Genomic DNA, 24091 nt, shown 5'->3' with positions numbered 1-24091 from the left:
ACCGCGTCCGCGTCACCCGGTGTGCTCGACGATCTCGCCGTCGCTCAGTTCGAGCACGCGGTCAGCGAGCCCCAGGAGCTGCGCGTCATGGGTGGCGACGAGCGCCGTGACGCCCTCGCTGCGGACGACCGCGCGCAGGAGCTCCATCACCGCGAGGCCGGTCTCCGCGTCGAGCTGCCCCGTCGGCTCGTCGGCGATCAGCAGGGCCGGCCTGTTGGCGAGGGCCCGTGCGATGGCCACGCGCTGCTGCTGGCCGCCGGAGAGCTCGCCGGGCCGTTGCGCCGCGTGGTCGGCGAGGCCGACCAGCGCGAGGAGGAGGGCGACCCGCTCCTCCCGCTCCTTCGGGTCCGCCCTGCGCAACCGCAGCGGCACGCCCACGTTCTCCGCGGCGGTCAGGATCGGGATGAGTCCGAAGGACTGGAAGATGAAGCCGATGCGGTCCCGGCGCAGCTCCAGGAGCCCGTTCTCACCGAGCTCCGCGAGATCCGTCCCGTCGATGGTGATCCGGCCGCCGTCCGGGCTGTCCAGGCCGCCGACCAGGTTGAGCAGGGTGGTCTTGCCGGAGCCGGAGCGGCCCTTGAGCGCGACGAGCTCGCCGCGGTGGACGTCGAAGGAGACCCCGCGCAGGGCGTGGACGGCCGCCGCGTCCGTACCGTACGAGCGCCGCAGGTTCTCGACGCGGACCATGGGCCCGCCGGCCGGGTCCTCGGCGACCGCCGTGCCGGTCCGCGCGCTGCTCTCGCTCATCCCTGTGCTCCCCCTCGTCGAACGGGTGCGCCCCTCGGCGCGCCCGTCAGTATCGGTCGCCGAGAGGCGGTCCGGCCAGGGGCGGGAACGCACCGGTGGGCCGCATTCCGGACAAGGTGTTCGGAATGCGGCCCACCGGCCTTGTTCTGAGGGGCTACGGAGCGGGGTCAGCGGACCTCGGTGGTCTCCGGTCCGCGCTGGAGCTGGCCCATGCCGCCGGAGAAGCGCGAGCCCTCCTGCTCCTCCTGCTGCACGCCGTCCGGCACCATCTGGGCGTCGTTGGGCAGCTTCAGGACGATCGGGTCACGGGGGGCCATCGGGCCGTCGCCACGGACCACCACGGTGTCCCGGACGATCTGCTCCAGGAGGCCGGCGGCCTCCGGCTGCACCGCGCCCTGGCCGGAGATGACTCCGCGCAGGAACCAGCGCGGGCCGTCGACGCCCACGAAGCGCACGAGCTGCACCCCGCCGGTGCCGTCCGGCAGCTGCACCGGGACCTGGGCCCGCAGCTCCCACCCGAGGGGTCCCTCGACCTCGTCGATGACACCGCCCTGCTGGGTGATGCCCGAGGCGATCTCCTCGCGGACCTCGCCCCAGATGCCTTCCTTCTTCGGTGCCGCGAAGGCCTGCAGCTGCACGGCGCTGTCGCGCAGCACGACGGTGGCCGCGACGATCGCGTCGCCCGCCACCTCGACCCGGAGCTCCATGCCCTCGACTCCGGGCACGAAGATGCCACCGAGATCCACGCGCCCGTCCTCGGGCTTGGAGACCTCGGAGATGTCCCACGGTCCGTCGGGCCGGGGCGCCGGCGGAAGGTTCACCCGACGCCGCGCACCGGCCGTGTCGTCAGTGTCGACCTCGTCGACGACCTGCTCGGCCTCGCCCGCTGCGTCCTCAGCGGCACCGCTCTTCTTGCGACGTCCGAACACGTCACTGTCCTTCCCGGTCGGATACGACCGAAGCGTATCGATTCCCACCCGTTGTGCCGTCCACGGCGGCATGACCGCCGGTGGACCCGAAGCCCCCCTCGGCCCGCGCCGAGCCGGGAAGCTCCGCCACCTCGTGGAAGCGCACCTTCTCGACCTGCTGGACGACCAGTTGGGCAATCCGGTCGAACCGTTCGAACCGCACGCTCTCACGCGGGTCGAGATTGACCACGATCACCTTGATCTCTCCACGGTACCCGGCATCCACCGTCCCTGGGGCATTCACGAGGGCGACTCCGCACCTGGCAGCGAGCCCGGAGCGCGGGTGCACGAACGCGGCATAGCCGTCGGGCAGGGCGATGGAGACCCCGGTGGGCAGCACGGCCCGCTCACCGGGGGCCAGGACGGCCGCCTCGGTGGTCACGAGATCGGCGCCGGCGTCGCCGGGGTGGCCGTAGGCGGGGATCGGTACGTCCGGGTCCACTCGCCGGATCAGTACGTCGACAGGGTTGCGCATCAGGGGTTCACCTCGAAGGCGCGGGCGCGCCTGACCTGGTCGGGGTCGGACATGGCGGCCTGGATCTCCTCCGGGCGGCCGTTGTCGATGAAGTGGTCGACCTTGACCTCGATGAAGAGGGCGTCGGCGCGGACCGCGACGGGGCCTTCCGGCCCGCCGATCCGGCCGACGGCGGTCGAGTAGATCTTGCGCCCGTGCACGGCGGTGACCTCGGCCTCCAGGTGGAGGACGGTGCCCACCGGGACGGGCCGGGCGAAGTCCGTCTCCAGGCGTCCGGTGACGGCGATGACGCGCAGCAGCCAGTTCAGGGAGCCGAGGGTCTCGTCGAGCGCGGTGGCGAGAACGCCGCCGTGCGCGAGGCCGGGGGCGCCCTGGTGGTCGGGGGTCACGGTGAACTCGGCCGTGACGGTCACGCCCTCGCCGGCCCGGGCCTCCAGGTGGAGCCCGTGGGGCTGCCCGCCGCCGCACCCGAAGCAGTGCTCGTAGTGCGCGCCGAGCAGCTCGCCGGGGGCGGGCGCGTCGGGGTGGCGTACCGGCGGTATGGCGTCGGCCGGCGGGGTGAGGGCGGGAGATGTTGCGGTCACAGGCGCAGACCTTACCCGCGAGGTCGGCCGCGGGTCGCGCCGTGCCAAGCTTGGACGCATGCAGCCTTCCCCCGCCTCCCCCGCTCCGACTGCCGCACCGCGCTTCGACGAGCGGCTGACCGCTCCCGGCTCGTGGTGGGTCATCACGGTTCTGCTGGCCCTGAGCGGCGGTCTGGTGATGTTCCCGCTGGGCACGGTGGCGACGCTGGGCGGGCTGATCGCCGCGGGCGCGCTGGCGGCCGTGGGCGTCTCGTCGTACGGCTCCGCCCGGATCCGGGTGGTGGCCGGCTCGCTGGTCGCGGGTGACGCCCGTATCCCGGTCTCGGCGCTCGGGACGCCGGAGGTGCTGGACGCGGAGGAGGCACGGGCCTGGCGCACGTTCAAGGCCGACCCACGCGCCTTCATGCTGCTGCGCAGCTATGTGCCGGGTGCCGTACGGATCGAGGTCACGGACCCCGAGGACCCGACGCCGTACGTGTACCTCTCCAGCCGTGACCCGGAGGGTCTCGCCGCGGCCGTCGAGGCGGCCCGCACCGAGGACCAAGCGGCTCGCACCGAGGGCTAGCCCGGAAGCGAGGGTCGGCGCCCGCACCGAGGGCCAGGCGGCCCGCACCGGGGGCTAGAAGCCGATCTCCTTGGGGTTCTCGGGCTGCTCCAGCGGGGGCAGGCCCTCCAGGGCGTCCCAGGGCACCTGGCGCGCGCGCAGGTCCTTGCGGACGTGCTGGGCGAGCTTGCGGGTGTCGCGGCGGTTCATGACGGCTCCGACGGCCGCGCCGACCATGAACGGCATCAGGTTGGGCAGGTTGCGCACCATGCGCTTCATGATCTGCTGCCGCAGCTCGCGCTTGAGCTGCCCGCCGAGGGCCGCGTTGACGGTCGTGGGCCTGGTGGGGTCGATGCCCCGCTCCTCCGTCCACGAGGTCAGATAGGCCGTGGACCGCTGGGTGAGCGTGCCGGGCGGCCTGTGCCCGTACACCTCGTGCAGCTCGGCGATGAGCTTGATCTCGATCGCGGCGACTCCGGTGATCTCCGCGGCCAGTTCCGCGGGCATCGCGGGGGGCACGGGGAGCATGGCGGCCGCTCCGATGCCGGCGCCGACCGTCGAGCTGGCGTTGCAGGCGCCCGCGACGAGTTTGTCGGCGATCTGCTCGGGGCCGAGCCCCGGAAAGTGCTTGCGGAGGGTCGCCAGGTCCCGCACCGGCACGCGGGGGGCGATCTCGATGATCCGGTCGGCGAGATAGCCGATGCCGGCCTTGGCGCTCTCGCCGCCACGCTTCACGCCGCGTTTGACGGCGTCGATCCGCGCGCGGTCGAGCTTCAGACGGTCCAGCTGGGCGCGGGCCGGTTCGGTGACGCGCCGGCCGACGCCGGCACGGCGTCCGCCCCGCTCCGCCGGTACCGGTGACGCTGACGCGTCGGTCCCGGGCGCACCGGACACGTCGCCTCCGGACACGCCGGACGTCGGTGTGCCGGACGCGGCCGCTTCGAGCGAGGCCGAGCGGCCCCGCTCGTCGTCACGTGCGCCGAGAGAGGGCAGGAGGGCGGTCTCCTCGGCTTCCGGTGCCTCTTGGGCACCCTCCACCGCCGCGTTGCCGCCCTGATTCGCCTCCGGCCTCCTGGGAAGCCGGAAGCGACGCTTCCGAGAAGGTGTGTCGCCTGCCACGGCCGACCGGTCTCAGTCGCAGTCGCGGCAGATCGGCTGACCGTTCTTCTCCCGAGCCAGCTGGCTGCGGTGGTGCACGAGGAAGCAGCTCATGCAGGTGAACTCGTCGGCCTGCTTCGGCAGGACCCGGACGGCGAGCTCCTCGTTCGAGAGGTCCGCGCCGGGCAGCTCCAGGCCTTCGGCGGCCTCGAACTCGTCGACGTCGACCGTCGAGGTGGACTTGTCGTTCCGGCGGGCCTTCAGTTCCTCAAGGCTGTCCGAATCGACGTCGTCGTCGGTCTTGCGTGGGGTGTCGTAATCCGTTGCCATGTCGCTCTCCCCCTCTGGGTGGTTGCGGTGTCTCCAGCGCACGTAACGCGTGAGAGGCCGGACTTGTGCCCGACCTGAGGCGGAGATTTTGCCTCACATCAAGGTCTGTTACTCAATCGACACCCAACCGGCCCTCTCACGAGTGATCGGCTTTGGGTGGCGAACGGGACCGTACACGGTCCTCCTGCCGTCCTTCACGGGCGCCACCCCGTGTACTTCCCGTCATCCAGAGCCCCGGAAACCCGGACTTTTCCGGGTTTTCCACTGGAATTCTCGATCACGGAGAGTGGAGTGTCGGATGCGCACCCCTGTGATCGATCACACATGAGCGTCTCAGGAACGGGATCCGAAATTCCGCGCAAAGCGAACGGAACCGGCTGGTACCCGAAGTGTGTCAGATCGGGAGAGTGACACGCATCACGAGCCCGCCGCCTTCGCGGGGCTCCGCGATGATACGGCCGCCGTGGGCGCGCGCGACGGAACGCGCGATCGACAGGCCGAGTCCGACGCCCTTGTCGCTCCCGGTGCGCTCCTGCCTGAGCCGTCTGAACGGCTCGAAGAGGTTGTCGATCTCGTACGCGGGCACGACGGGACCCGTGTTCGAGACGACCAGGAGCGCCTGGCCGTGCTCGGTCCCCGTGGTGACCTCCACCCAGCCTCCCTCGGCCACGTTGTACCGCACGGCGTTCTGGACCAGGTTCAGGGCGATCCGCTCCAGCAGGACACCGTTGCCCTGGACGACGGCCGGCTCGCACTCGGCACGGATCTCCACGCCCTTGGACGCGGCATCCGCGTGCACCTGGTCGACGGCGCGCGAGGCGACCTCCGCCAGGTCGACCGGCTTGCGCTCGACGATCTGGTTGTCGCTGCGGGCGAGCAGCAGCAGTCCCTCGACCAGCTGCTCGCTGCGCTCGTTGGTGGCGAGCAGGGTCTTGCCGAGCTGCTGGAGCTCGACGGGTGCCCCCGGGTCGGAGAGGTGCACCTCCAGGAGCGTGCGGTTGATCGCCAGCGGCGTGCGCAGCTCGTGCGAGGCGTTGGCGACGAACCGCTGCTGGGCGGTGAAGGCCCGCTCCAGCCGCTCCAGCATCTCGTCGAAGGTGTCGGCCAGCTCCTTCAGCTCGTCGTCCGGGCCGTCCAGCTCGATCCGGCGAGCCAGGTCGGATCCGGCCACCTGGCGGGCGGTCCGGGTGATCCGGCCCAGCGGGGAGAGCACCCGGCCGGCCATGGCGTAGCCGAAGGCGAAGGCGATGATGCTCAGTCCCAGGAGGGCGAACAGGGAGCGCCGCAGGAGATCGTCGAGCGCCAGGTCGCGCTGGTGCTGGAGACAGGCGGAGACGGCTTCGTTGAGCTGCTCGCCGGTTCCCGTGGCGGGCAGCTGGCACCAGGACGTGGTCGGCTGGACCTCGCCCTTGACGACCTTGAAGGGCAGCTCCGAGGCACTGTCGCCGAGGGCCTGCGCGGTGAAGAGGTAGATGATCGACAGCAGGAGGATGCCGGCGATCAGGAACATCCCGCCGTAGAGCAGCGTGAGCCGTATCCGGATGGTCGGCCGGAGCAGCGGCCTGACCGGGTCCCTGGGGTCCCAGGTCGGCTTCGGGGGCGCCTGTGGGGGCGCCGGGGTCGTGGCCACGGGGTCAGATCCGGTAGCCGGAGCCGGGGACGGTCACGATGACCGGCGGCTCGCCCAGCTTCCGGCGCAGGGTCATGACCGTGACCCGTACGACGTTGGTGAACGGGTCCGTGTTCTCGTCCCAGGCCTTCTCCAGGAGCTGCTCGGCCGAGACCACCGCGCCCTCGCTGCGCATGAGGACCTCCAGGACCGCGAACTCCTTCGGGGCGAGCTGGACCTCCTTGCCCTCTCGGAAGACCTCGCGGCGGTTCGGGTCGAGCTTGATGCCGGCGCGCTCCAGGACGGGCGGCAGCGGCACCGTGGTCCGCCGGCCCAGCGCGCGCACGCGCGCGGTGAGCTCGGTGAAGGCGAAGGGCTTCGGCAGGTAGTCGTCCGCGCCCAGCTCCAGGCCCTCCACACGGTCGCTGACGTCACCGGAGGCGGTGAGCATCAGGACGCGCGTGGGCATCCCGAGCTCGACGATCTTCCGGCACACGTCGTCGCCGTGGACCAGCGGGAGGTCGCGGTCGAGGACGACCACGTCGTAGTCGTTCACCCCGATCCGCTCCAGCGCGGCGGCGCCGTCGTACACGACGTCGACGGCCATGGCCTCCCGGCGCAGTCCGGTGGCCACCGCATCGGCGAGCAGCTGCTCGTCCTCGACGACGAGTACGCGCACGTCGGTCATTCCTTCCTACGGGCCCCTGCCACTGATGCGGACCGGGCGATGGTGAGCACTGACTGTGCGTGTCCATCCTGCCCCGTACGCGCGTAAACCGGCTGTAAGGCGGCGTACAGGCGGGGAGGGAGGGGCTCCGGGAAGTACCGGGGGCGCGTGGAAGCGCGGGCGGGGTTGGAGGGGGCGTACCAAGAATTCACCTGACTTCACGGGCCAGTTGAGGTTTCTGTGAGGAAACTCCGGGGGAGGACGTCTGCACACCCCGTGATCACGCCCTGAATGTGGCACGTACGTGGCACGCCACATGCCGCTCTGTCCCCCAGAGGTAGCAGCGTGTGATCCACCCACCCTCGGCACACCCCCGTGCCACCGACCCATGACGAGGGGGCGCACGATGGACGCTTTCACCGCAGGACTGCTGCAGCGCATAAGCGCTGCGCAGACCGACCTCACACGGGCACGCGAGACGGGCGACGACTTCCTCGCGGAGGTCGAGCAGGCCGAGCTCGACGACCTGCACCGACTCGCCGCCGAGCACGGCGTGGAGGTCGGCGCCGCCAGCGCCTGACCCCTGACTCGAAGAGGCCCCGGTGTCCATCGACACCGGGGCCTCTTCGCGTCCTCGGAAGCGACCGCCTCGCGAGCGACCGCCTCGCGAGCGCCCGCCTTCCGGGGACGGCAGCCCCGCGGCCGTCCCGCCGGGGTTCAGTCGTGCCAGGCGCCGAGGTCCTCCAGAAGCTCCTGGAGGGGCTCGAAGACACCGGGTGGGGCAGCGATGGCCAGATCGCCCGACGGGCGCTCACCGGGCCGTCCACCGGTCAGGGCGCCCGCCTCACGGGCGATGAGGTCCCCGGCGGCGAGGTCCCAGGGGTTGAGGCCGCGCTCGTAGTAGCCGTCGAGCCGGCCGGCGGCGACGTCGCACAGGTCGATCGCCGCCGACCCTCCGCGCCGGATGTCGCGCAGCAGCGGGATCATCCGCTGGGCGACGTCCGCCTGACGGGCGCGACGGGTCTGGACGTACGCGAACCCGGTGGAGATCAACGCCTGGTCCAGCGGCGGCGCGGGACGGACCGCGAGGCGGCGGTCCCCGATGTGCGCTCCGCCGCCGAGCACCGCCCGGTACGTCTCGTTCCGCATCGGCGCCTCGACCACGCCGACGACGGTCTCGCCGTGCAGCTCGGCGGCGATGGAGACCGCCCAGGTCGGCAGGCCGTAGAGGTAGTTCACCGTCCCGTCGAGGGGATCGATCACCCAGCGGACGCCGCTGGTACCGGGGCTGGCGGCGCCCTCCTCGCCGAGGAAGCCGTCGTACGGCCGGTGCTCGGCGAGGAAGCCGGTGATCAGCTTCTCCGCGGCGATGTCCATCTCCGTGACGACGTCGATGGGGCTGGACTTGGTCTTCGCCACCGTCAGGTCGTCCGGCCGGCCGTCGCGCAGCAGCGCGCCGGCCCGGCGTCCGGCCTCCAGGGCGAGGTCGAGCAGTTCGGTCAGCAGGGCGGGGCCGGGGGCGCCGGCCGGCTCGGGGTTCACGGGCTGGGTCACGGGGGCTCCTCAGGCGTACGGGCTGTCGGCGCCGGCCGCCGCGGGCCGCTCCGCCCGCGCGGGGCAGCAGCCGATCGGGCAGAGGTCGTGGGAGGGTCCGAGCGCTCCGAGGGCGCAGCGCTCGGTCCGGAGACCGCGCTCGCTCGACGCGCGCTCCAGGACGAGGTCCCGTACGGCGGCGGCGAACCGGGGGTCGGCCCCGACCGTCGCCGAGCGCCGCACCGGGAGGCCGAGCTCGGTGGCCTTGGCGGTGGCCTCGGTGTCGAGGTCGTAGAGGACCTCCATGTGGTCCGAGACGAAGCCGATCGGGACCATCACGACCGCCGGGACGCCGGCGCCGTGCAGCTCCTCCAGGTGGTCGCAGATGTCCGGTTCCAGCCAGGGGATGTGGGGGGCGCCGCTGCGGGACTGGTAGACGAGCTGCCAGGGGTGCTCGACGCCGGTCCTGCGGCGGACCTCGTCGACGATCACGCGGGCCACGTCCAGGTGCTGCTTCACATAGGCGCCGCCCTCGCCGTGCTCGCCGAGGGGGCCCGAGGAGTCGGCGGCCGACTCCGGGATGGAGTGGGTGGTGAAGGCGAGGTGGGCGCCGGCCCGGACGGACTCGTCGAGTTCGGCGAGCGAGGTGAGCACGCCCTCGACCATGGGCTCGACGAAGCCGGGGTGGTTGAAGTAGTGCCGCAGCTTGTCGACCCGGGGCAGCGGGAAGCCTTCCGCCTCCAGCTCCGAGAGCGCGTCGGCGAGGTTCTCGCGGTACTGGCGGCAGCCGGAGTACGAGGCGTAGGCGCTGGTGGCGAGGACGGCGATGTGGCGCCTGCCGTCGGTGACCATCTCCCGCAGGGTGTCGGTGAGATACGGCGCCCAGTTCCGGTTTCCCCAGTAGACCGGCAGGTCGAGCCCGGTCTCCGCGAAGTCCTCGCGCAGCGCGTCGAGCAGCGCGCGGTTCTGGTCGTTGATCGGGCTGACGCCGCCGAAGAGGAAGTAGTGCTGACCCACTTCCTTCAGCCGCTCCTTGGGGATGCCCCGGCCTCGGGTGACGTTCTCGAGGAACGGGACGACGTCGTCCGGGCCCTCGGGGCCGCCGAAGGAGAGCAGCAGGAGGGCGTCGTACGGTGCGGGATCGTGCTGATCGGACATGGCACCGATCTTCCCACCCCCCTCCGACGGCCGACGGCCTGCCCCGACCGAAAAAGCTGGTGCGCCATCGAGTTCAACACCGTAGGCTTTAGCTATTAATTACACGTGTTGAGCGAACGCCCCGGAGATCCCCTTGCCCAGTCCCTACCGCGCGATCTTCGCGGCGCCCGGCACCAGATCGTTCTCGGTCGCGGGCTTCGTCGGCAGGATGCCGCTGTCCATGATGGGCATCGGCGTGGTCACGATGATCTCCCAGGTCACGGGGCGGTACGGACTCGCGGGCGCGCTCTCCGCGACCATGGCGATGTCCGCGGCAGTGCTGGGCCCGCAGGTCTCCCGGCTCGTCGACCGCTACGGCCAGCGGCGCGTGCTGCGCCCGGTCACGCTCGTCTCGCTGGCCGCGGCGGCGGGACTGCTGCTCTGCGTCCAGCTGGGCGCGCCCGACTGGACCCTGTTCGTCTTCACGGCCCTGATCGGCAGCGTGCCGAGCCTCGGGGCGATGACCCGGGCCCGCTGGGCGGCGATCTACCACGGCGAGGCCCGCCGGCTCCACACCGCGTACTCCTGGGAGTCGATCGTCGACGAGGTGTGCTTCATCTTCGGGCCGATCATCTCGATCGGTCTGTCGACGATCTGGTTCCCCGAGGCCGGCCCGCTCTTCGCGGCCGTCTTCCTCGCCGTCGGTGTCTTCTGGCTGACCTCGCTGACCGCCACCGAGCCCACTCCCCACCCGCACGACGGAGGTTCGGGCGGCTCCGCGCTCCGCTCCCCCGGACTGCGGGTCCTGGCCCTGGCCTTCGTCGCCACGGGCGCGATCTTCGGTTCGATCGACGTGGTGACCGTGGCCTTCGCCGAGGAACAGGGCAGTAAGGCGGCCGCCAGCCTGGTGCTCGCGGTCTACGCGCTGGGCTCGTGCCTGGCCGGCGCCGTCTTCGGTCTGCTGCACCTCAAGGGCGAGCCGTCGCGCATGTGGCTCCTGGGTGTCTGTGCGATGGCCGTGAGTATGATCCCCCTCCTACTGGCCGGGAACCTGCCGTTGCTGGCCGTGGCGCTCTTTGTCGCGGGCCTCTCCATCGCACCGACGATGGTGATCTCCATGGCCCTCGTCGAAGCGCACGTACCCCGCACCAAGCTGACCGAGGGCATGACCTGGACAGGGACCGGGCTGGCCGTCGGAGTGGCGCTCGGCTCCTCGGCCGCCGGCTGGGCGGTCGACGCGTCGGGCGCGGAAGCGGCGTACGTGGTGCCCGTCGTCTCGGGCGCGCTCGCGGTCGCGGTGGGTCTCCTGGGGTATCGCCGGCTGGGCAGGCCGGTGCCGACACGGGAGGGGCAGCGTGAGCAGTACGCCGACGAAGCGGTGGACGAGCACGAGGGCGACGAACAGCCCGTGGCGTAACTGGGCGGGGAACGTCACCTCCCGCCCCGCGCGGGAGGTGACGCCCGCCTCGGCCGACGAGCTGGCCGACGCGGTGCGGAAGGCCGCCGCGGACGGGCTGCGGGTGAAGACGGTCGGTACCGGGCACTCCTTCACCTCGATCGCCGCCACGGACGGGGTGCTGATCCGCCCGGACCTGCTGACCGGCATCCGGCGCATCGACCGCGAGGCGATGACCGTGACCGTGGAGTCCGGCACTCCGCTCAAGCGGCTCAACGTGGCGCTGGCCCGCGAGGGTCTGTCGCTCACGAACATGGGCGACATCATGGAGCAGACGGTCGCCGGTGCCACCTCCACCGGAACGCACGGCACCGGCCGCGACTCGGCCTCCATCGCCGCGCAGATCCGGGAGCTGGAGCTGGTCACCGCGGACGGGCAACTGCTCACCTGCTCCGAGAAGGAGAATCCGGAGGTCTTCGCCGCCGCCCGGATAGGACTCGGCGCGCTCGGCGTGGTCACGGCGATCACCTTCGCGGTGGAGCCGGTCTTCCTGCTCACCGCGCGCGAGGAGCCGATGACCTTCGACCGGGTCACCTCGGAGTTCGACGCGCTGCACTCGGAGAACGAGCACTTCGAGTTCTACTGGTTCCCCCACACGGAAAACTGCAACACCAAGCGCAACAACCGCAGCGCGGGCCCCGCCGCCCCGCCCGGGAAGGTCAGCTCCTGGGTCGAGGACGAGCTGCTCTCCAACGGGGTCTTCCAGCTGGCCTGTTCGCTGGGCCGCGCGGTCCCTCCGGTCATCCCGCCGCTGGCCAAGGTCTCCAGCCGCGCGCTGTCGGCCCGTACGTACACCGACATCCCGTACAAGGTCTTCACCTCCCCGCGCCGGGTGCGCTTCATGGAGATGGAGTACGCCCTGCCGCGTGAGGCGGCCGTACCGGCGCTGCGCGAGGTGAAGGCGATGGTCGAGCGCTCGCCGCTGAAGGTGAGCTTCCCGGTGGAGGTGCGGACGGCGCCCGCCGACGACATCGCGCTCTCCACGGCTTCGGGACGGGAGACGGCGTACATCGCCGTGCACCTCTACAAGGGCACGCCCCACCGCGCCTACTTCACCGCGGTGGAGCGCATCATGACCGCGCACGGCGGCCGGCCGCACTGGGGCAAGGTGCACACCCGGGACGCCGCCTACCTCGCCGAGGTCTACCCGCGCTTCGGCGAGTTCACGGCGCTGCGTGACCGGCTCGACCCCGGTCGGCTCTTCGCCAACGACTATCTGCGCCGGGTACTGGGCGACTGACGGTCATTCGGCGGGCGCCCCGGCCTCCGGGGCGCCTACTCCGGCGGACGGGGTGCCCGTCGGAGTAGGCGTCGGAGTCGGAGTCGCGTCCGACGGTGCCGGAGTCGGCGTCACGGGCGGGGTCGGGGGCGGTGTGGGCGTCGGGTCCTCGCCTGTGGAGCCGGAGGGGGTCGGCGCAGGGTCGGGGGCGGCGCTCTCGCCCGTGCCCCGCGTCCCGTCGTCGGCGGGGGTGCTGCCGCCGTCCTGCTGCGCCGGCCGCCCCTGCTGCCGCGTCGGCTCGTCGTCGGACGGCGCCGTCCCGTTCCTCGCCTCTCCGTCGCCGCGGACGACGGAGCCGAAGGTCGTCCGCCCCTTCGTGCCGCTGAAGTCCTGATCGGATATCAGTTCGTAGGCGGTGATGCCTCCCATGGCCACCAGGAAGACGAGCGCGGCGCCGACGGCGGAGCGATTCCAGCCTCGGACGCGCGTGCCGTGCGTGGTCGCCTCGCCGAACTCCCCGTCGTACGGCGGCGCGGCGGGCCCGCCGACGGCCGTGAGGACCTGGGTGCGGTCGGGAGTCTTCCGGAGCGCCTGGGGCTTCGACGGCTCGGCGGGGACGGTGACCTCCCGGATCTGCTCCCCCGTGCGCGTGAAGAGGTGGTGGAAGACCGAGCCGCCGCAGGTCGCGATGACACTGATCACACCCGCGCCCAGGATCGTGCCGTACACGCCGAGCGTGGAGGCGAGTTTGGCCGCCACGACGGCGGCGACCGCGGAGCCCGAGACCTGAGCGATGCTCAGGTCGAGCTTCTTCTTCTCACCGTTCTTCTCGTGATCCATACCCACAAGGGACAAATGGGCGAAGTGAAAAGTTCCGTTTCTGCGCTTTCTGTGAAGAGCGCCACGCGGCGGCGGTGACCACGGAGACTCAACTCCCGTACCCCCGGAGAAGTTGGGCGGCGCGCCGGTCCACCCAGGTGGCCCGAATGGAGTACTGTGGCGATCCCTGGGTCTGGGCTCCCTCATGGGTGCCGGGACGCGGGGAGGGGGCCGAAAACGGCACTCGAACCGGCGGCGCCAAGGCATCGCGCGGTAGCCCGCTGCAGAGCGTGACCATCGGTCACTCTGCGTCGCAGACGGGTAACCGTGCCATAACGGCGTTCCAGGGTCCAGGCCCGACACGCCGGGCAACTCGGCAAGGTTGTGGCAGGCTGCACCCGGGCAGGCCACACTCGACTAGCGGAAGCAGCGACGCACGTGACGTCGGCAGGCACCACCCGGGAGGTCCCCATGCCCGAACTGCGTGTCGTGGCCGTCTCCAACGACGGCACACGACTGGTGCTGAAGGCTGCTGACAGCACGGAGTACACGCTTCCGATCGACGAGCGGCTGCGCGCCGCCGTGCGCAACGACCGCGCGCGGCTCGGTCAGATCGAGATCGAGGTGGAGAGCCACCTCCGCCCCCGCGACATCCAGGCGCGGATACGTGCCGGTGCCTCCGCCGAGGAGGTCGCCCAGCTCGCCGGGATCCCCGTCGACCGCGTACGGCGCTTCGAGGGACCCGTGCTCGCGGAGCGGGCGTTCATGGCCGAGCGGGCCCGCAAGACGCCCGTGCGCCGGCCCGGCGAGAACACCGGTCCTCAGCTCGGCGAGGCGGTGCAGGAGCGGCTGCTGCTGCGCGGCGCCGAGAAGGACACCGTGCAGTGGGACTCCTGGCGCCGTGACGACGGCACGTGGGAGGTGCTGCTCGTCTATCGCGTGGCGGGCGAGGTGCACACGGCGAGCTGGACGTACGACCCGCCCCGGCGGCTCGTCCAGGCCGTGGACGACGAGGCGCGCGCGCTGATCGGCGAGACGGACGACACGATCGCCGCCGCGCCGGAGCCGAGCTTCCCCTTCGTCCCGCGGATCGCACGGCTGCCGCGCGACCGTCCGCTGGACCGCGCGCTCGACCGCCAGATCGAGCGTCCGGCGCCGGTGCCCGATCCCGAGGAGGAACGGGACTCGCTGACCAGCCTGCTGGAGGCGGTGCCGAGCTTCCGTGGCGACATGGTCGTACCGGACCGCAGCGCCGACCCGGCCTCCACCGAGCCGACCGACGAGCCGGAGGCGGAGGAGCCGCCGGCCCCGGCGGCCTCGGCCGGCGCCGGCTCGGCCTACGCCGACGTCCTGATGCCGCGCGCGGTGTCGGGCCACCGCGACCGTCTCACCGGCACGACGGACCGTCAGGCCGAGGCGGACGGCGTCCGCCCGGGCCGCCGGGCGGCGGTCCCGAGTTGGGACGAGATCGTCTTCGGCACACGAAGGAAGAAGCAGGACTGACGCCCGTACGACGAGGGGCCCGCACCGGCAATCGGTGCGGGCCCCTTCTCGCATACCCGGGTCGGTGGCGGTGCGCCGGACACGGAACGCCGGATGCGGGCCACCACCCGGCAAGGGCAGCTCGCTACTGCGGGTCCGCGCCCTTGGCGACCGGGCGCGTGGGGTCGTTCGACCATTCCGACCAGGAGCCGGCGTACAGCGCGGAGGGGATGCCCGCGATCGCGAGGGCGAGCACCTCGTGCGCGCCCGAGACGCCCGAGCCGCAGTACACGCCGACCGCGCCGTCCTCCTGGGCGCCGAGCTCGGCGAAGCGGGCCGCCAGCGCCCGCGCCGGGAGGAAGAGACCGTCCTCGTCCACGTTCCCGCTCGTCGGTGCCGAGACCGCGCCGGGGATGTGGCCGCCGACCGGGTCGATCGGCTCCACGTCGCCCCGGTACCGCTCCGCCGCCCGCGCGTCGAGCAGCAGCCCGGAGCGCGCCAGCGCGGCCGCCCCGTCCGCGTCCAGCAGCCCGACCTCGCTCGGGTGCGGCACGAAGTCGCCCGGCTCGGGCTCCGGGGTCTCCTTCGACAGCTCGTGCCCGGCGGCCGTCCACGCCGCGAGACCGCCGTCCAGGACCTGTACGTCCGTGTGACCCGTCCAGCGCAGCAGCCACCAGGCGCGGGCGGCGCCCCACCCGAGTCCGCCGTCGTAGACGACGACCGGGGTGTCCGCCGAGACACCCGCCCGGCGCATCGCCGCGCCGAAGACCTCAGGGTCGGGCAGCGGGTGCCGGCCGCCGCTGCCGGGAGGCCCGGCGAGTTCCGTGTCCAGGTCGACGTAGACCGCGCCGGGGATGTGCCCGGCCTCGTAGTCGGGCAGCCCCGGCGGGCTGCCGAGCTGCCAGCGGACGTCCAGGAGGATCGGGCGGCGGGCCCCGGCCGACTCGCTCGCGAGTTCGCCTGCGGTGATGATGGGCTTCATGGGTGCCATCCTCGCGCAGCTCGCGCTGCCCCGGAGCACCTTCCCCCGGTCCGTTCCACGGTGACGCCAGGACGGCACGGCGACCCCACGGCGGCGCGGCCGTGGCGCGAGAAGGGCTCAGGGGTGCGAGCATCTGCACGGGGCGCGCGACGGCGCGTGTACGGCGGGTGATCGGCGGGCAGGAACCCGAGGCGGGCCCCGAGGGCCTCGCTCCCACCCGCCCGTACGAGCTCGTGCGCACGCTCGGTCCCCCCGCACGGCCACGACGATGGTCCGAGGAGAGAGTGACGATGACCGAGGCGACTCGGCGCACACCCGGTACACCCTGTTGGGTGAGCTTGATGGTGCACGGCATTGACGCGACGCAGGAGTTCTACGGCGGGCTCTTCGGCTGGGAGTTCGAGCCCGGCCCGCAGCAGCTCGGTCCGTACGTGCGCGCCCTGCTCGACGGCAGAGAGGTGGCGGGCATCGGCCAGCTGCCTCCCGACCGGCATCTGCCGGTCGCCTGGACCCCGTATCTGGCCACCGACGACGCCGACGAGACCGCGGAGACCATCCGCTGCTGCGGCGGCACGGTCGCCGTCGGCCCGCTCGACGCGGGCGAGGCCGGCCGGATGGTGATCTGTTCGGATCCGGTCGGCGCGGTGTTCGGCGTATGGCAGGCCGGGGTGCACCGGGGCACGGCGGCCGCGGGGCCTCCGGGCACGCCGGTCTGGAACGAGCTCCTGACGTACGAGACGTCGGCGATCGCCAAGTTCTACCGGTCGGTGTTCGGGTACGACGCCGAGCCGGTCGTCTCCGCCGACTTCGACTATCTGACCCTGCACCTCGACGGACGTCCGGTGGCCGCCCTGCACGGCGCCGGCACCGCGCTCCCCCGCGACCGGGGCGCGCACTGGCTGACGTACTTCGAGGTCACCGACACCGACGCGGCCGCCCGTCTCGTCACCGAGCTGGGCGGCCAGGTGCTGCGGCCGCCCAGGGAGGGCGCGGCGGGCCGGAGCGCGCTGGTGGCGGACCCGGAGGGCGCGGTGTTCACGATCGTCCACTCGGCGCACTGACCGGGCGGACGCGGACGGGACCGGACCGCCGTCCCCGGCTCGGTCCCGCCTCGGTCCCGGCTGGGCCCCCCTTGGTCCCGCCCGGGCCGCCGCCCGCGGGTCCGGGAACGGCCGTGCTCGGCCCTGCCTGGCAAGGCAGGGCCCGGGCCAGGTCGAGCCCCGGTTCAGCTCCTGCCGCTGCGCGTCAGGGTCCGGCGCAGCCGGGAGCCGCCGGGCAGACCGGCCGGATCGCCGCCGGGCAGGCCGAGCTTCGTCAGCCGCTCGGCGTCGAAGTACCGCGCCATGTCCGCGTTGCCTCGGTGGCTCTCCAGGAACGCGGCGGTCTCGTCGCGCAGCAGCGGGTGGAGCCTGGACTGCATGCAGAAGCCCACGGCACGGACCAGCGGCGTCAGGGTCTTCGGTCCGGCTCCGGGGACGGCCGGTCCCGTACCGGTCTCGAGGTCGGGCACGATGTGGTCCACGACGGTCAGCGGCACACGGTTGCTGTTCTCGAAGGGCGTGAGCCGGGCCAGGACCGTGTCCGTGCCCACCCGGGCGATGGGGACCCCGTAGTAGACGGACGCGGTGACCATCGCGGTCGAGAAGCAGCCGACGACGAGCGTCGGCCGGCAGCGCTCGTAGAAGGTCTCGGCGAGCAGCGGGCCGTCCAGGACCGTCAGCCGTACACCGGCCTCGTCCGCGGCTTCGTTCAGCGCCGTGCCGTAGCGGGCGGGCGCCGTCGGGTGCGGCTTGAAGATCACCGACGTGTGCCCGGCGGCCGCGGCACCGCGCAGCATCCGGATGTGCAGCTCCTCCTCCTCGTCGGCGGTGAGGATGCCCAGCGAGGCGAGGTACTGGCCGAGGAGAAGGGCTGTCGGCTCGGCCTCGACCGCCGCGGTGACCTGCCGGTCGCCCTCGGCCGCCTCGGCGATCTCAGCGAGGACCCCCCGGAACGCCTCGTCGGGTACGAGCTCGGGCTCGACGCCGTACTCGGAGAGCAGCAGGGGACGCAGACCGGGCACGAGGTCGAGGTGGAGCAGCCGTCCGATCCGGCAGGCGATCGACTGCGGCAGCTCCTCGCGCGTCGGGCCGTAGCTCATCAGGCCGTCGGCGTAGACGTCGACGGTGCTCTCGGCGAAGACCGCCGCGAGCGCCTTGGCCGGGTTGACCTGGATGGACTCGACGATCAACTCGACCGGTGCGGTGCCCAGCTCCCAGGCCGTCCGGAACACCCGCTGCCACAGCGGGGCCTCCTCCGGGCGGGGCGCCCAGGTGGCGGGGTGGTGCGGGTGGACGGCCTCGTTCCAGTCGATCACCTCGTCGAAGCGGGAGGCGATCCGGTCGTAGCCGGTCATCGTCTCCAGGCGCAGCGAGGTCTCCGGGATCGCCGCGTTGTTCGACACGAGCAGGATGCGCCGGCCGTCGTCGGGGGCTCCGAACTGGCCGGCGTCGATCGCCGCCGCGAGCGTGGCCGCGCCGTAGAGCGTGGACACCTCGAAGATCTGGATACGCGCGGTCGCGCTCTTCGCTGTCGTCGCGGTCATGGGGTCAGGCCGTCCTTCCGGTGGCGCGCAGGCCGCGGAGCAGGGTGCTGCGCGCGGGGTCCATCGTCGCCAGCGTCTCGTCGAGCACCTGCTGCGGCATCCGGCGCAGGGCGTCGGTCACGTTCCGCTTGAGTCGCCTGGTGACGGCCGGCTCGTACTGGTCGGCCTTGCCCATGTGGAAGGCGATCATGGCGCAGTACGTGCGGACCGCCTTGGGCAGGAAGCGGTCGGCGTCGCGGTCGGCGGACACCTCGTCGAGCAGGAGGTCGTACGAGGGGATGAAGTCGAGCTGGCGGTTGTCGGTGATCTGGGTGAGCGAGGTGGTGACGCCGCGCCGGTAGAAGACTCCGTGCAGGTCGAGGGCCGCGTAGCTGGTGGCCTTCAGGTGGAGGCGCCAGATCCAGAGCCGGTCCTCGGCCGTGCGCAGCTTCGTCTCGAAGCGCGATTCGCCGTTCTCGAAGAGCCGGCCGCTGTAGATCCCGAAGGGGACGAAGGGGTAGTCGACCATCGTCACCATGCTGGCGGGCGCGATGCCGTCGCGCGGATCCATCACCGCCTCACGGCGCTTGGCGGGGGCGTACCGGATGGCGCGCTTGGTGCCGGTGGACAGGACGTGGTCGGTGCGGGCGAAGTCGCAGCCGAGGGCCTCGATGCCGCGGACCATGCCGCGCAGATGGCCCGGGGCATACCAGTCGTCACCGTCGAGGAAGGTGATGTGGTCGCCGGTGGCCGCGTCGATCCCGGTGTTGCGCGCCTGCGCCACGCCGAGGTTGGTCTCGTGACGGATGACCCTGGCGTTCGGGATGCGGCTCTGCCAGCGGTCGAGGACATACGGCGTCTCGTCCGTCGAGCAGTCGTCGATCAGCAGGAACTCGAAATCCGGGTCCGCGTTGTTCGCGAGGCTTCGCATGGTGTCGGACGCATAGATCCCGACATTGTGGAACGGGACGATGACGGACAACTTCGGCACTCGGAATCCCCACACTCAGCCAGACGTACTGACAGGCAATCGATCACTCAGGCGACTCGGCTCACGGTCTTCACCAGGGCGGACGCCGGTCGGGCGGGCAGCGTATCCATCGTCATCTCCCGCCGGTGGAGCCCGATGTGGCCTCCAGGTGAACTCTTGTCGCCCCGCGTGCGAACCGGTGCCGGAAGCCGAGCGCGAGCAGGACGAGCAGCGCTATGGCGGCGACCGCGCCGCCCAGGCGCAGCCCCGGGGGCCGGAAGGCGCAGCTGACCGAGGTCGTCGTGGGGTCGATCGGGACGGCCAGGAGTCCGAGGTAGCGCTGCGCGGGGGCCGGCGGGGCGTCTCCGGCCGCGCAGCTCCAGCCGGAGATGCGCGGGGCGGCGATGAGGGCTGTTCCTCCGCTGCCCGCCGGGAGTTCGGCGGTGATCGTGTGGCCGGAGACATGGACGGAGGTGGCGCCCGTCGCCGTCAGTCGCTGTACGGCGGTGTCGAGGCGCGCCCTGTCCAGGCAGGCCACGGGCTCCCGTGGCAGGGAGGCCGCCCGCGCGTCGCCGCGCAGCTCGATCCGTACGGCGCCGGATGCGGGTACCGCGCCGAGCGTCTGCATCGGGCCCTGGACCGAGGGCAGTCCGCCGAAGAAGGTCATGGGCGGCTGCCCGGCCAGGGCGGCCGTGCCCTTGAGCTCGGGTGCCCAGAGCCAGACCTGACTGCCCTCGGGGCACGAGGCGTTCAGCGTGGTGACGCCCCCGGGACCGTCCGTACGGCGGAGCGAGCCCGGCACCGTGTAGACGGTCGAGCCCAGCAGCAACTCCTGGTTGGCGAACGGGGAGTCGCCGAACGCGGCGTCACGCGCGGGCAGCTTCACATCCGGACGGACCGTGACGAGCGGCGGCACGGGCGTGTCGGTGACGGTGATCCGGCCCTCGGGCAGAGTGTCCGGGGTGACCGGCGCCGAAGGCGTGGAGCGCATCCGGGTGCCGATGGAGAAGATCGCGTCGGTCACCGGGTTGTCGAGGGTGACCGGGTGGCGGCCCTTGGCCCAGAAGCCGAAGCCGAGGGCGGAGAGGGTGCGCGCGTACGTGTCCGCCGTGAGGCTGGAGTAGTACTCGGCTCCTTGGCCGCCCACGAGCAGGACGTCGTTGCCGCCCGGGATCTCGCCCGGATCCGTACGGTGGCGCGGCCAGGCGTCCTTCGCCTCCACGGCGCGCGCCATGTCCTCCTGCCAGGGTCCGAGGCGCGGGTTCCACTGGACCTTGCTCAGCTCCTGCTCCGCGATCCTGCCTCCGGTGAGCGCGGTCTCCCCGGCCTGGGCGACGACGAGGAGGACGACCGCCAGGGCCGACAGGGCTCGGGCTCCGGCCGCGTACCGCCGGGCGAGCAGGACGGCGACGGCGGCGAGCACCGCGAGGGCCAGGGCGGCGGCGAAGGCGGGGTAGGTCCAGCGGTCGACGACGAGGCTGTCGCGGGCCGCGAAGGCGAGGGCGGCGAGGAGTGCGGCGCCGCCGAGGAGGGCGGGCAGCGGGGGCAGTCCGCGGGCGGTGGACAGCCAGGCCGCGATGAGCAGCAGTCCGCAGAGTACGAATGTCTGACGGTACGGCAGCCCGTTGGGCGAGGCGCCCGCGTGCCAGAGCAGATGGGTGGGGCCCCATTGGAGCGAGAGCCCGACCAGGACGATCGCAGCGGTCCAGGCGATACGGAGCCTGGGGGCCACGGCGCTGTTGAAGGGCAGCGTCAGCGCGAGTGCGAGGGCCGGGGTGCCGATGAAGAGGGCGGGGGTGGCGACGCTGGCCGTGGCCGGGAGCAGCCGGGCGAACACCTCGGTCCAGGCGACGGGGGCGAACGTCACCTCGGGGGTCGGGTCGGCGACCCGGGTGGCCAGGAAGATCACCAGGATGAGCGGGGACGCGAGCGCGATGCCGAGGAGGACGGAGCGGCTTGCGCGCAGCAGTCCGGCCAGACGCCGGCGGGCGGTCGTGCCCTCCGTGAGCAGACGGACGGTCAGGACGACGGCGGCGCCGAGGGTAGCCATGTACGCGGTGTAGAAGTTGGCGTACCAGGCGAGGGCGACGACGAGCGGGCCGAGGACGGGGCGGCGCGCGGTGCGGGCCCACTCCCCCACCAGGCAGAGCAGGGGGAAGGCGAGCAGCCCGTCGAGCCACATCGGGACGGTGGCGCCGTAGTTGAGGGTCCAGCCGCACAGTGCGTACGCCGCGCCCAGGACGGCCGCCACCTGCCAGGGTCCGCGGCGGAGCCTGAGGAGCAGGACCGCCATGGCCGCACCGGCGGCGGTGATCTTGGCGACGGTGATGACGTAGAGGGCCAGTTCCGTGCGGTCGGCCGGGAAGAGCACGACGATCAGGTCGAACGGGCTGCTCAGGTACGTGCCGTAGTCGCCGAGGAAGTTCGACCCGAAGCCCGCGCTCCAGTTGAGGAACAGGTCGCCGTGGGCCTCGCCGAGGAGAACCTTGCGCCAGTGGGCGTGGAAGGGCAGGTACTGCTGGCCGAGGTCGACCGTGTTGCGGGTGGTGGACCCGAACGGATGGCTGCCGGCGAGCCGTGTGCCGAGGCAGAAGACGAGGGACGTCAGCAGGGCCGCGGCGACGGCGCCGCGTACGCGGATGCTGCGCCGGGCCCGGTCGAGGTACCGCCGCGGCCGCTTCCCCGTCCCCTGCGCCGCGCCGGGTTGCCCGCCCTCGGTGCGCGCGCCTTCGCCCTGGTCGGGCACGGTCTCGGCAGCAGGGGGCACACGTCCTCCGGGGTGTGTCGGGCGGCGCGCGGTCGCGCGTGGGCCCGGTGTTCACGTCCACGTCCACGTCACGGGCAGAGGGCCATTACCGCCGAGCCGGGCGTCTCGAATCCGATCAGAAGGCGGTCTTCCGGCGCACCGGAGGTGAACACGAGGTGCCACCGCCCTACGGGATCGACGGGATCGGATCGCTGCACACGGCGGTATCCACCGCCCGCAATACTCTCCGCTTGCACTTAGCCAGCGTCTGCAACTATTGTCGAAGCACGCAAGACCCCCCTGCAATCATTTCTGGAAGGTGCTTCACCATGCCTCTCGCGCTCCTGGCCCTGGCCATCGGGGCCTTCGGGATCGGCACCACCGAGTTCGTGATCATGGGCGTGCTGCCTCAGGTCGCCGGGGACTTCGGTGTCACCATTCCCACGGCCGGCTGGCTGGTGACCGGCTACGCCCTCGGTGTCGTGTTCGGCGCCCCGCTCCTGACCGTGCTCGGCACCAAGGTGTCCCGCAAGAAGATGCTCCTCTTCCTGATGGGCCTCTTCGTCGTCGGCAACCTGCTCTCCGCCGTCGCCCCGACCTTCGGGATGATGCTGACCGGCCGGATCGTGGCCTCCCTCGCCCACGGCGCGTTCTTCGGCATCGGCTCGGTCGTCGCCGCGGGCCTGGTCGCCCCGGAGAAGAAGGCGTCGGCGATCTCGCTGATGTTCATGGGCCTGACCGTCGCCAACGTCGTCGGCGTCCCGCTCGGCACCTACATCGGCCAGGCGGCCGGCTGGCGCGTCACCTTCACCGTCGTCGCGGCGCTCGGCGTGGTCGGCTTCCTCGGCGTGGCCAGGCTCGTGCCCGAGACGGGCCCGCCGGAGACCTCGGGCGTCCGCACCGAGTTCGCCGCCTTCAGGAACGTCCAGGTCTGGCTCGCCATGGCGATGACCGTCCTCGGCTACGGAGGCGTGTTCGCGGCCGTCACGTACATCACCCCGATGATGACCGAGGTCGCCGGCTACAGCGAAGGCGCCGTGACCTGGCTGCTCGTCCTCTTCGGCATCGGCATGTTCCTCGGCAACCTGCTCGGCGGAAAGTTCGCCGACCGCGCCCTGATGCCCATGCTCTTCGTGGCCCTCGGCGCGCTGTCCCTGACGCTGCTGACCTTCACGGCCACCGCTCACCACAAGGTCCTCGCCGCGATCACGCTCACCCTGATCGGCGCGCTGGGCTTCGCCACCGTGCCCCCGCTGCAGAAGTGGGTCCTGGACCAGGCCAAGCAGGCCCCGACGCTCGCGTCGGCCGCCAACATCGGCGCCTTCAACCTCGGCAACGCCCTGGCCGCCTGGCTCGGCGGTGTCGTCATCGCCTCGGGCCTCGGCTTCACCGCCCCGAACTGGGTGGGTGCGCTCCTCTCCGGAACCGCCCTCCTGCTGGCCTTCCTCGCCGCGTTCCTGGACCGGCGAACCCGGGTCGCCGCGTCGATCCGTACGGACGCCGGGGCCGCTGCCGACGACGCTGCCGTCCGGGTCCGGACCGACGCCGAGCGGGTCCCGGCCGGGCTGCGCTGAACTCCGTACCCCCCCCCGGCACCCCCGTACCCCGTACCCCCGAGAATCCTGGGCGTGGCCGTCTGGCTGCTCCCCCACTGTCAAGGAAGTCACCACCGTGAGCACCACCACCGCCCCCGCCGTCACCCCGCTGAACACGCAGGACGCCGAGATCCTGCTCACCGCCGCCGTCCGCGCCGCCGAGGCCGCCGGGGTCACCGTCAGCGTCACCGTCCTGGACGCGGGCGGCCACCTGCTCGCCTTCCGCCGCGACGACCGCGCCGTGCTGATCTCGGGCGAGACGAGCACCCGCAAGGCGTACACGGCCCTCCAGCTCGACGCCCCGACCGCCGACCTCGTCGACCTGGTCAAGCCCGACGGCCCGTTCCACAGCCTCACCACGGCGCTCGACCGTCCGCTGCTCTTCATCGCCGGCGGCCTGCCGGTCCACCGCGACGGCTGGCTCGTCGGCGCCATCGGCGTCGGTGGCGGCGCCCCCGAGCAGGACCACGGCTTCGCCACGGCGGCCGTCGAGAGCCTCGGCGCCGGCGTGCGCTGACCCGGCGCCGGGACGCCCCTCACGAGTGCATGCCCCTGCCCGGTGCCGAC

The 24091-nt window shown here is 72.3% G+C and carries 23 protein-coding genes; 8 read left to right on the top strand and 15 right to left on the bottom strand.

Features of this window, described 5'->3' with window-relative positions:
- Nucleotides 1-12 precede the first annotated feature (12 nt).
- The 4 genes from ACF1G2_RS29365 to ACF1G2_RS29350 form a co-directional block, all read right to left on the bottom strand.
- Nucleotides 13-747: an ABC transporter ATP-binding protein gene (locus ACF1G2_RS29365; RefSeq protein WP_391801191.1), complete on the bottom strand. Its 735-nt coding sequence runs from the start codon at nucleotides 745-747 to the stop codon at nucleotides 13-15.
- Between the two features lie 167 nt (nucleotides 748-914).
- Nucleotides 915-1676 carry a DUF3710 domain-containing protein gene (locus ACF1G2_RS29360; protein WP_391801190.1) on the bottom strand — a complete coding sequence of 254 codons (762 nt, stop codon included), beginning with the start codon at nucleotides 1674-1676 and terminating at the stop codon, nucleotides 915-917.
- A 1-nt stretch (nucleotide 1677) separates the two neighbouring features.
- Nucleotides 1678-2190 (bottom strand): dUTP diphosphatase, encoded by a 513-nt coding sequence (gene dut, locus ACF1G2_RS29355; RefSeq protein ID WP_030146953.1) that lies wholly within the window; start codon nucleotides 2188-2190, stop codon nucleotides 1678-1680.
- Nucleotides 2190-2774, bottom strand: a complete 585-nt coding sequence (locus ACF1G2_RS29350) for a PaaI family thioesterase (protein ID WP_352188026.1) — start codon at nucleotides 2772-2774, stop codon at nucleotides 2190-2192. Before ACF1G2_RS29350 ends, dut begins: the two co-directional genes overlap by 1 nt.
- Nucleotides 2775-2832: 58 nt before the next feature.
- Between ACF1G2_RS29350 and ACF1G2_RS29345 the strand changes: the two genes are divergently transcribed.
- Nucleotides 2833-3339, top strand: coding sequence for a DUF3093 domain-containing protein (locus ACF1G2_RS29345; RefSeq protein WP_391801189.1), 507 nt, complete (start codon nucleotides 2833-2835; stop codon nucleotides 3337-3339).
- Nucleotides 3340-3393: 54 nt separating this feature from the next.
- Here ACF1G2_RS29345 and ACF1G2_RS29340 read toward each other — a convergent pair whose 3' ends face one another.
- The 4 genes from ACF1G2_RS29340 to ACF1G2_RS29325 all read right to left on the bottom strand — a co-directional run bounded on the left by ACF1G2_RS29340 (nucleotide 3394) and on the right by ACF1G2_RS29325 (nucleotide 7034).
- A complete protein-coding gene (locus ACF1G2_RS29340) occupies nucleotides 3394-4437 on the bottom strand; it encodes a hypothetical protein (RefSeq protein ID WP_391801188.1) in 1044 nt (347 codons plus the stop codon).
- Between the two features lie 12 nt (nucleotides 4438-4449).
- The gene (locus ACF1G2_RS29335; protein ID WP_003955561.1) at nucleotides 4450-4746 is read right to left on the bottom strand and encodes a DUF4193 domain-containing protein; all 297 of its coding nucleotides are present in this window, start codon (nucleotides 4744-4746) and stop codon (nucleotides 4450-4452) included.
- Between the two features lie 394 nt (nucleotides 4747-5140).
- Nucleotides 5141-6376: a sensor histidine kinase gene (locus ACF1G2_RS29330; protein ID WP_391801187.1), complete on the bottom strand. Its 1236-nt coding sequence runs from the start codon at nucleotides 6374-6376 to the stop codon at nucleotides 5141-5143.
- Between the two features lie 4 nt (nucleotides 6377-6380).
- Complete coding sequence (locus tag ACF1G2_RS29325; protein ID WP_024758527.1) at nucleotides 6381-7034, bottom strand: response regulator transcription factor; 654 nt, start codon at nucleotides 7032-7034, stop codon at nucleotides 6381-6383.
- 394 nt (nucleotides 7035-7428) lie between these two features.
- Here ACF1G2_RS29325 and ACF1G2_RS29320 point away from each other — a divergent pair, with 394 nt between their 5' ends.
- Nucleotides 7429-7602: a hypothetical protein gene (locus ACF1G2_RS29320; protein WP_352188021.1), complete on the top strand. Its 174-nt coding sequence runs from the start codon at nucleotides 7429-7431 to the stop codon at nucleotides 7600-7602.
- A gap of 137 nt (nucleotides 7603-7739) precedes the next feature.
- On the opposite strand, the gene ACF1G2_RS29315 is transcribed toward ACF1G2_RS29320, so the two are convergent.
- The gene (locus ACF1G2_RS29315) at nucleotides 7740-8576 is read right to left on the bottom strand and encodes an inositol monophosphatase family protein (RefSeq protein ID WP_391801186.1); all 837 of its coding nucleotides are present in this window, start codon (nucleotides 8574-8576) and stop codon (nucleotides 7740-7742) included.
- A 9-nt stretch (nucleotides 8577-8585) separates the two neighbouring features.
- A complete protein-coding gene (locus ACF1G2_RS29310; protein WP_391801185.1) occupies nucleotides 8586-9713 on the bottom strand; it encodes a ferrochelatase in 1128 nt (375 codons plus the stop codon).
- 133 nt (nucleotides 9714-9846) lie between these two features.
- Here ACF1G2_RS29310 and ACF1G2_RS29305 point away from each other — a divergent pair, with 133 nt between their 5' ends.
- Both ACF1G2_RS29305 and ACF1G2_RS29300 read left to right on the top strand, forming a co-directional pair.
- Nucleotides 9847-11109: an MFS transporter gene (locus ACF1G2_RS29305; RefSeq protein WP_391801184.1), complete on the top strand. Its 1263-nt coding sequence runs from the start codon at nucleotides 9847-9849 to the stop codon at nucleotides 11107-11109.
- Nucleotides 11048-12388: a D-arabinono-1,4-lactone oxidase gene (locus tag ACF1G2_RS29300; protein WP_391801183.1), complete on the top strand. Its 1341-nt coding sequence runs from the start codon at nucleotides 11048-11050 to the stop codon at nucleotides 12386-12388. The genes ACF1G2_RS29305 and ACF1G2_RS29300 overlap by 62 nt, the downstream gene beginning before the upstream one ends.
- Before the next feature lie 3 nt (nucleotides 12389-12391).
- On the opposite strand, the gene ACF1G2_RS29295 is transcribed toward ACF1G2_RS29300, so the two are convergent.
- Entirely contained in the window at nucleotides 12392-13207 is an 816-nt protein-coding gene (locus ACF1G2_RS29295; protein WP_391801182.1) for a hypothetical protein, read from the bottom strand.
- 417 nt (nucleotides 13208-13624) lie between these two features.
- Here ACF1G2_RS29295 and sepH point away from each other — a divergent pair, with 417 nt between their 5' ends.
- The gene (gene sepH, locus ACF1G2_RS29290) at nucleotides 13625-14689 is read left to right on the top strand and encodes a septation protein SepH (protein ID WP_391801181.1); all 1065 of its coding nucleotides are present in this window, start codon (nucleotides 13625-13627) and stop codon (nucleotides 14687-14689) included.
- 124 nt (nucleotides 14690-14813) lie between these two features.
- Here the strand turns inward: sepH and ACF1G2_RS29285 are convergent, their stop codons facing one another.
- Nucleotides 14814-15650, bottom strand: a complete 837-nt coding sequence (locus ACF1G2_RS29285; RefSeq protein ID WP_391801180.1) for a sulfurtransferase — start codon at nucleotides 15648-15650, stop codon at nucleotides 14814-14816.
- Nucleotides 15651-15940: 290 nt separating this feature from the next.
- On the opposite strand from ACF1G2_RS29285, the gene ACF1G2_RS29280 reads away from it, so the two are divergent.
- On the top strand, nucleotides 15941-16711 hold the full coding sequence (locus ACF1G2_RS29280) for a VOC family protein (RefSeq protein ID WP_391801179.1): 771 nt from the start codon (nucleotides 15941-15943) through the stop codon (nucleotides 16709-16711).
- Nucleotides 16712-16875: 164 nt separating this feature from the next.
- On the opposite strand, the gene ACF1G2_RS29275 is transcribed toward ACF1G2_RS29280, so the two are convergent.
- From ACF1G2_RS29275 to ACF1G2_RS29265, 3 genes are all read right to left on the bottom strand, one after another.
- Entirely contained in the window at nucleotides 16876-18234 is a 1359-nt protein-coding gene (locus ACF1G2_RS29275; protein WP_391801178.1) for a polysialyltransferase family glycosyltransferase, read from the bottom strand.
- 4 nt (nucleotides 18235-18238) lie between these two features.
- A complete protein-coding gene (locus ACF1G2_RS29270) occupies nucleotides 18239-19204 on the bottom strand; it encodes a glycosyltransferase family 2 protein (protein ID WP_391801177.1) in 966 nt (321 codons plus the stop codon).
- Nucleotides 19205-19316: 112 nt separating this feature from the next.
- Entirely contained in the window at nucleotides 19317-21950 is a 2634-nt protein-coding gene (locus ACF1G2_RS29265; protein ID WP_391801176.1) for a YfhO family protein, read from the bottom strand.
- A gap of 308 nt (nucleotides 21951-22258) precedes the next feature.
- On the opposite strand from ACF1G2_RS29265, the gene ACF1G2_RS29260 reads away from it, so the two are divergent.
- Both ACF1G2_RS29260 and ACF1G2_RS29255 read left to right on the top strand, forming a co-directional pair.
- A complete protein-coding gene (locus ACF1G2_RS29260; RefSeq protein WP_391801175.1) occupies nucleotides 22259-23503 on the top strand; it encodes an MFS transporter in 1245 nt (414 codons plus the stop codon).
- Nucleotides 23504-23600: 97 nt separating this feature from the next.
- Nucleotides 23601-24041 (top strand): heme-binding protein, encoded by a 441-nt coding sequence (locus tag ACF1G2_RS29255; RefSeq protein ID WP_391801174.1) that lies wholly within the window; start codon nucleotides 23601-23603, stop codon nucleotides 24039-24041.
- Nucleotides 24042-24091: the final 50 nt, after the last annotated feature.

This window comes from Streptomyces sp. NPDC013457, from assembly GCF_043089925.1.
Taxonomy (GTDB): Bacteria; Actinomycetota; Actinomycetes; order Streptomycetales; family Streptomycetaceae; genus Streptomyces.
Note: the sequence above shows the minus strand (reverse complement) of the source record. Positions and strands in the feature narration are given on the sequence as shown.

Excerpts from the sequence above, each read along its gene's own strand:
- ACF1G2_RS29365 (WP_391801191.1), bottom strand. The coding sequence starts at position 747 with ATGAGCGAGAGCAGCGCGCGGACCGGCACGGCGGTCGCCGAGGACCCG.
- dut (WP_030146953.1), bottom strand. The coding sequence starts at position 2,190 with ATGCGCAACCCTGTCGACGTACTGATCCGGCGAGTGGACCCGGACGTA.
- ACF1G2_RS29345 (WP_391801189.1), top strand. The coding sequence starts at position 2,833 with ATGCAGCCTTCCCCCGCCTCCCCCGCTCCGACTGCCGCACCGCGCTTC.
- ACF1G2_RS29335 (WP_003955561.1), bottom strand. The coding sequence starts at position 4,746 with ATGGCAACGGATTACGACACCCCACGCAAGACCGACGACGACGTCGAT.
- ACF1G2_RS29320 (WP_352188021.1), top strand. The coding sequence starts at position 7,429 with ATGGACGCTTTCACCGCAGGACTGCTGCAGCGCATAAGCGCTGCGCAG.
- ACF1G2_RS29310 (WP_391801185.1), bottom strand. The coding sequence starts at position 9,713 with ATGTCCGATCAGCACGATCCCGCACCGTACGACGCCCTCCTGCTGCTC.
- ACF1G2_RS29295 (WP_391801182.1), bottom strand. The coding sequence starts at position 13,207 with ATGGATCACGAGAAGAACGGTGAGAAGAAGAAGCTCGACCTGAGCATC.
- ACF1G2_RS29285 (WP_391801180.1), bottom strand. The coding sequence starts at position 15,650 with ATGAAGCCCATCATCACCGCAGGCGAACTCGCGAGCGAGTCGGCCGGG.
- ACF1G2_RS29280 (WP_391801179.1), top strand. The coding sequence starts at position 15,941 with ATGACCGAGGCGACTCGGCGCACACCCGGTACACCCTGTTGGGTGAGC.
- ACF1G2_RS29275 (WP_391801178.1), bottom strand. The coding sequence starts at position 18,234 with ATGACCGCGACGACAGCGAAGAGCGCGACCGCGCGTATCCAGATCTTC.
- ACF1G2_RS29260 (WP_391801175.1), top strand. The coding sequence starts at position 22,259 with ATGCCTCTCGCGCTCCTGGCCCTGGCCATCGGGGCCTTCGGGATCGGC.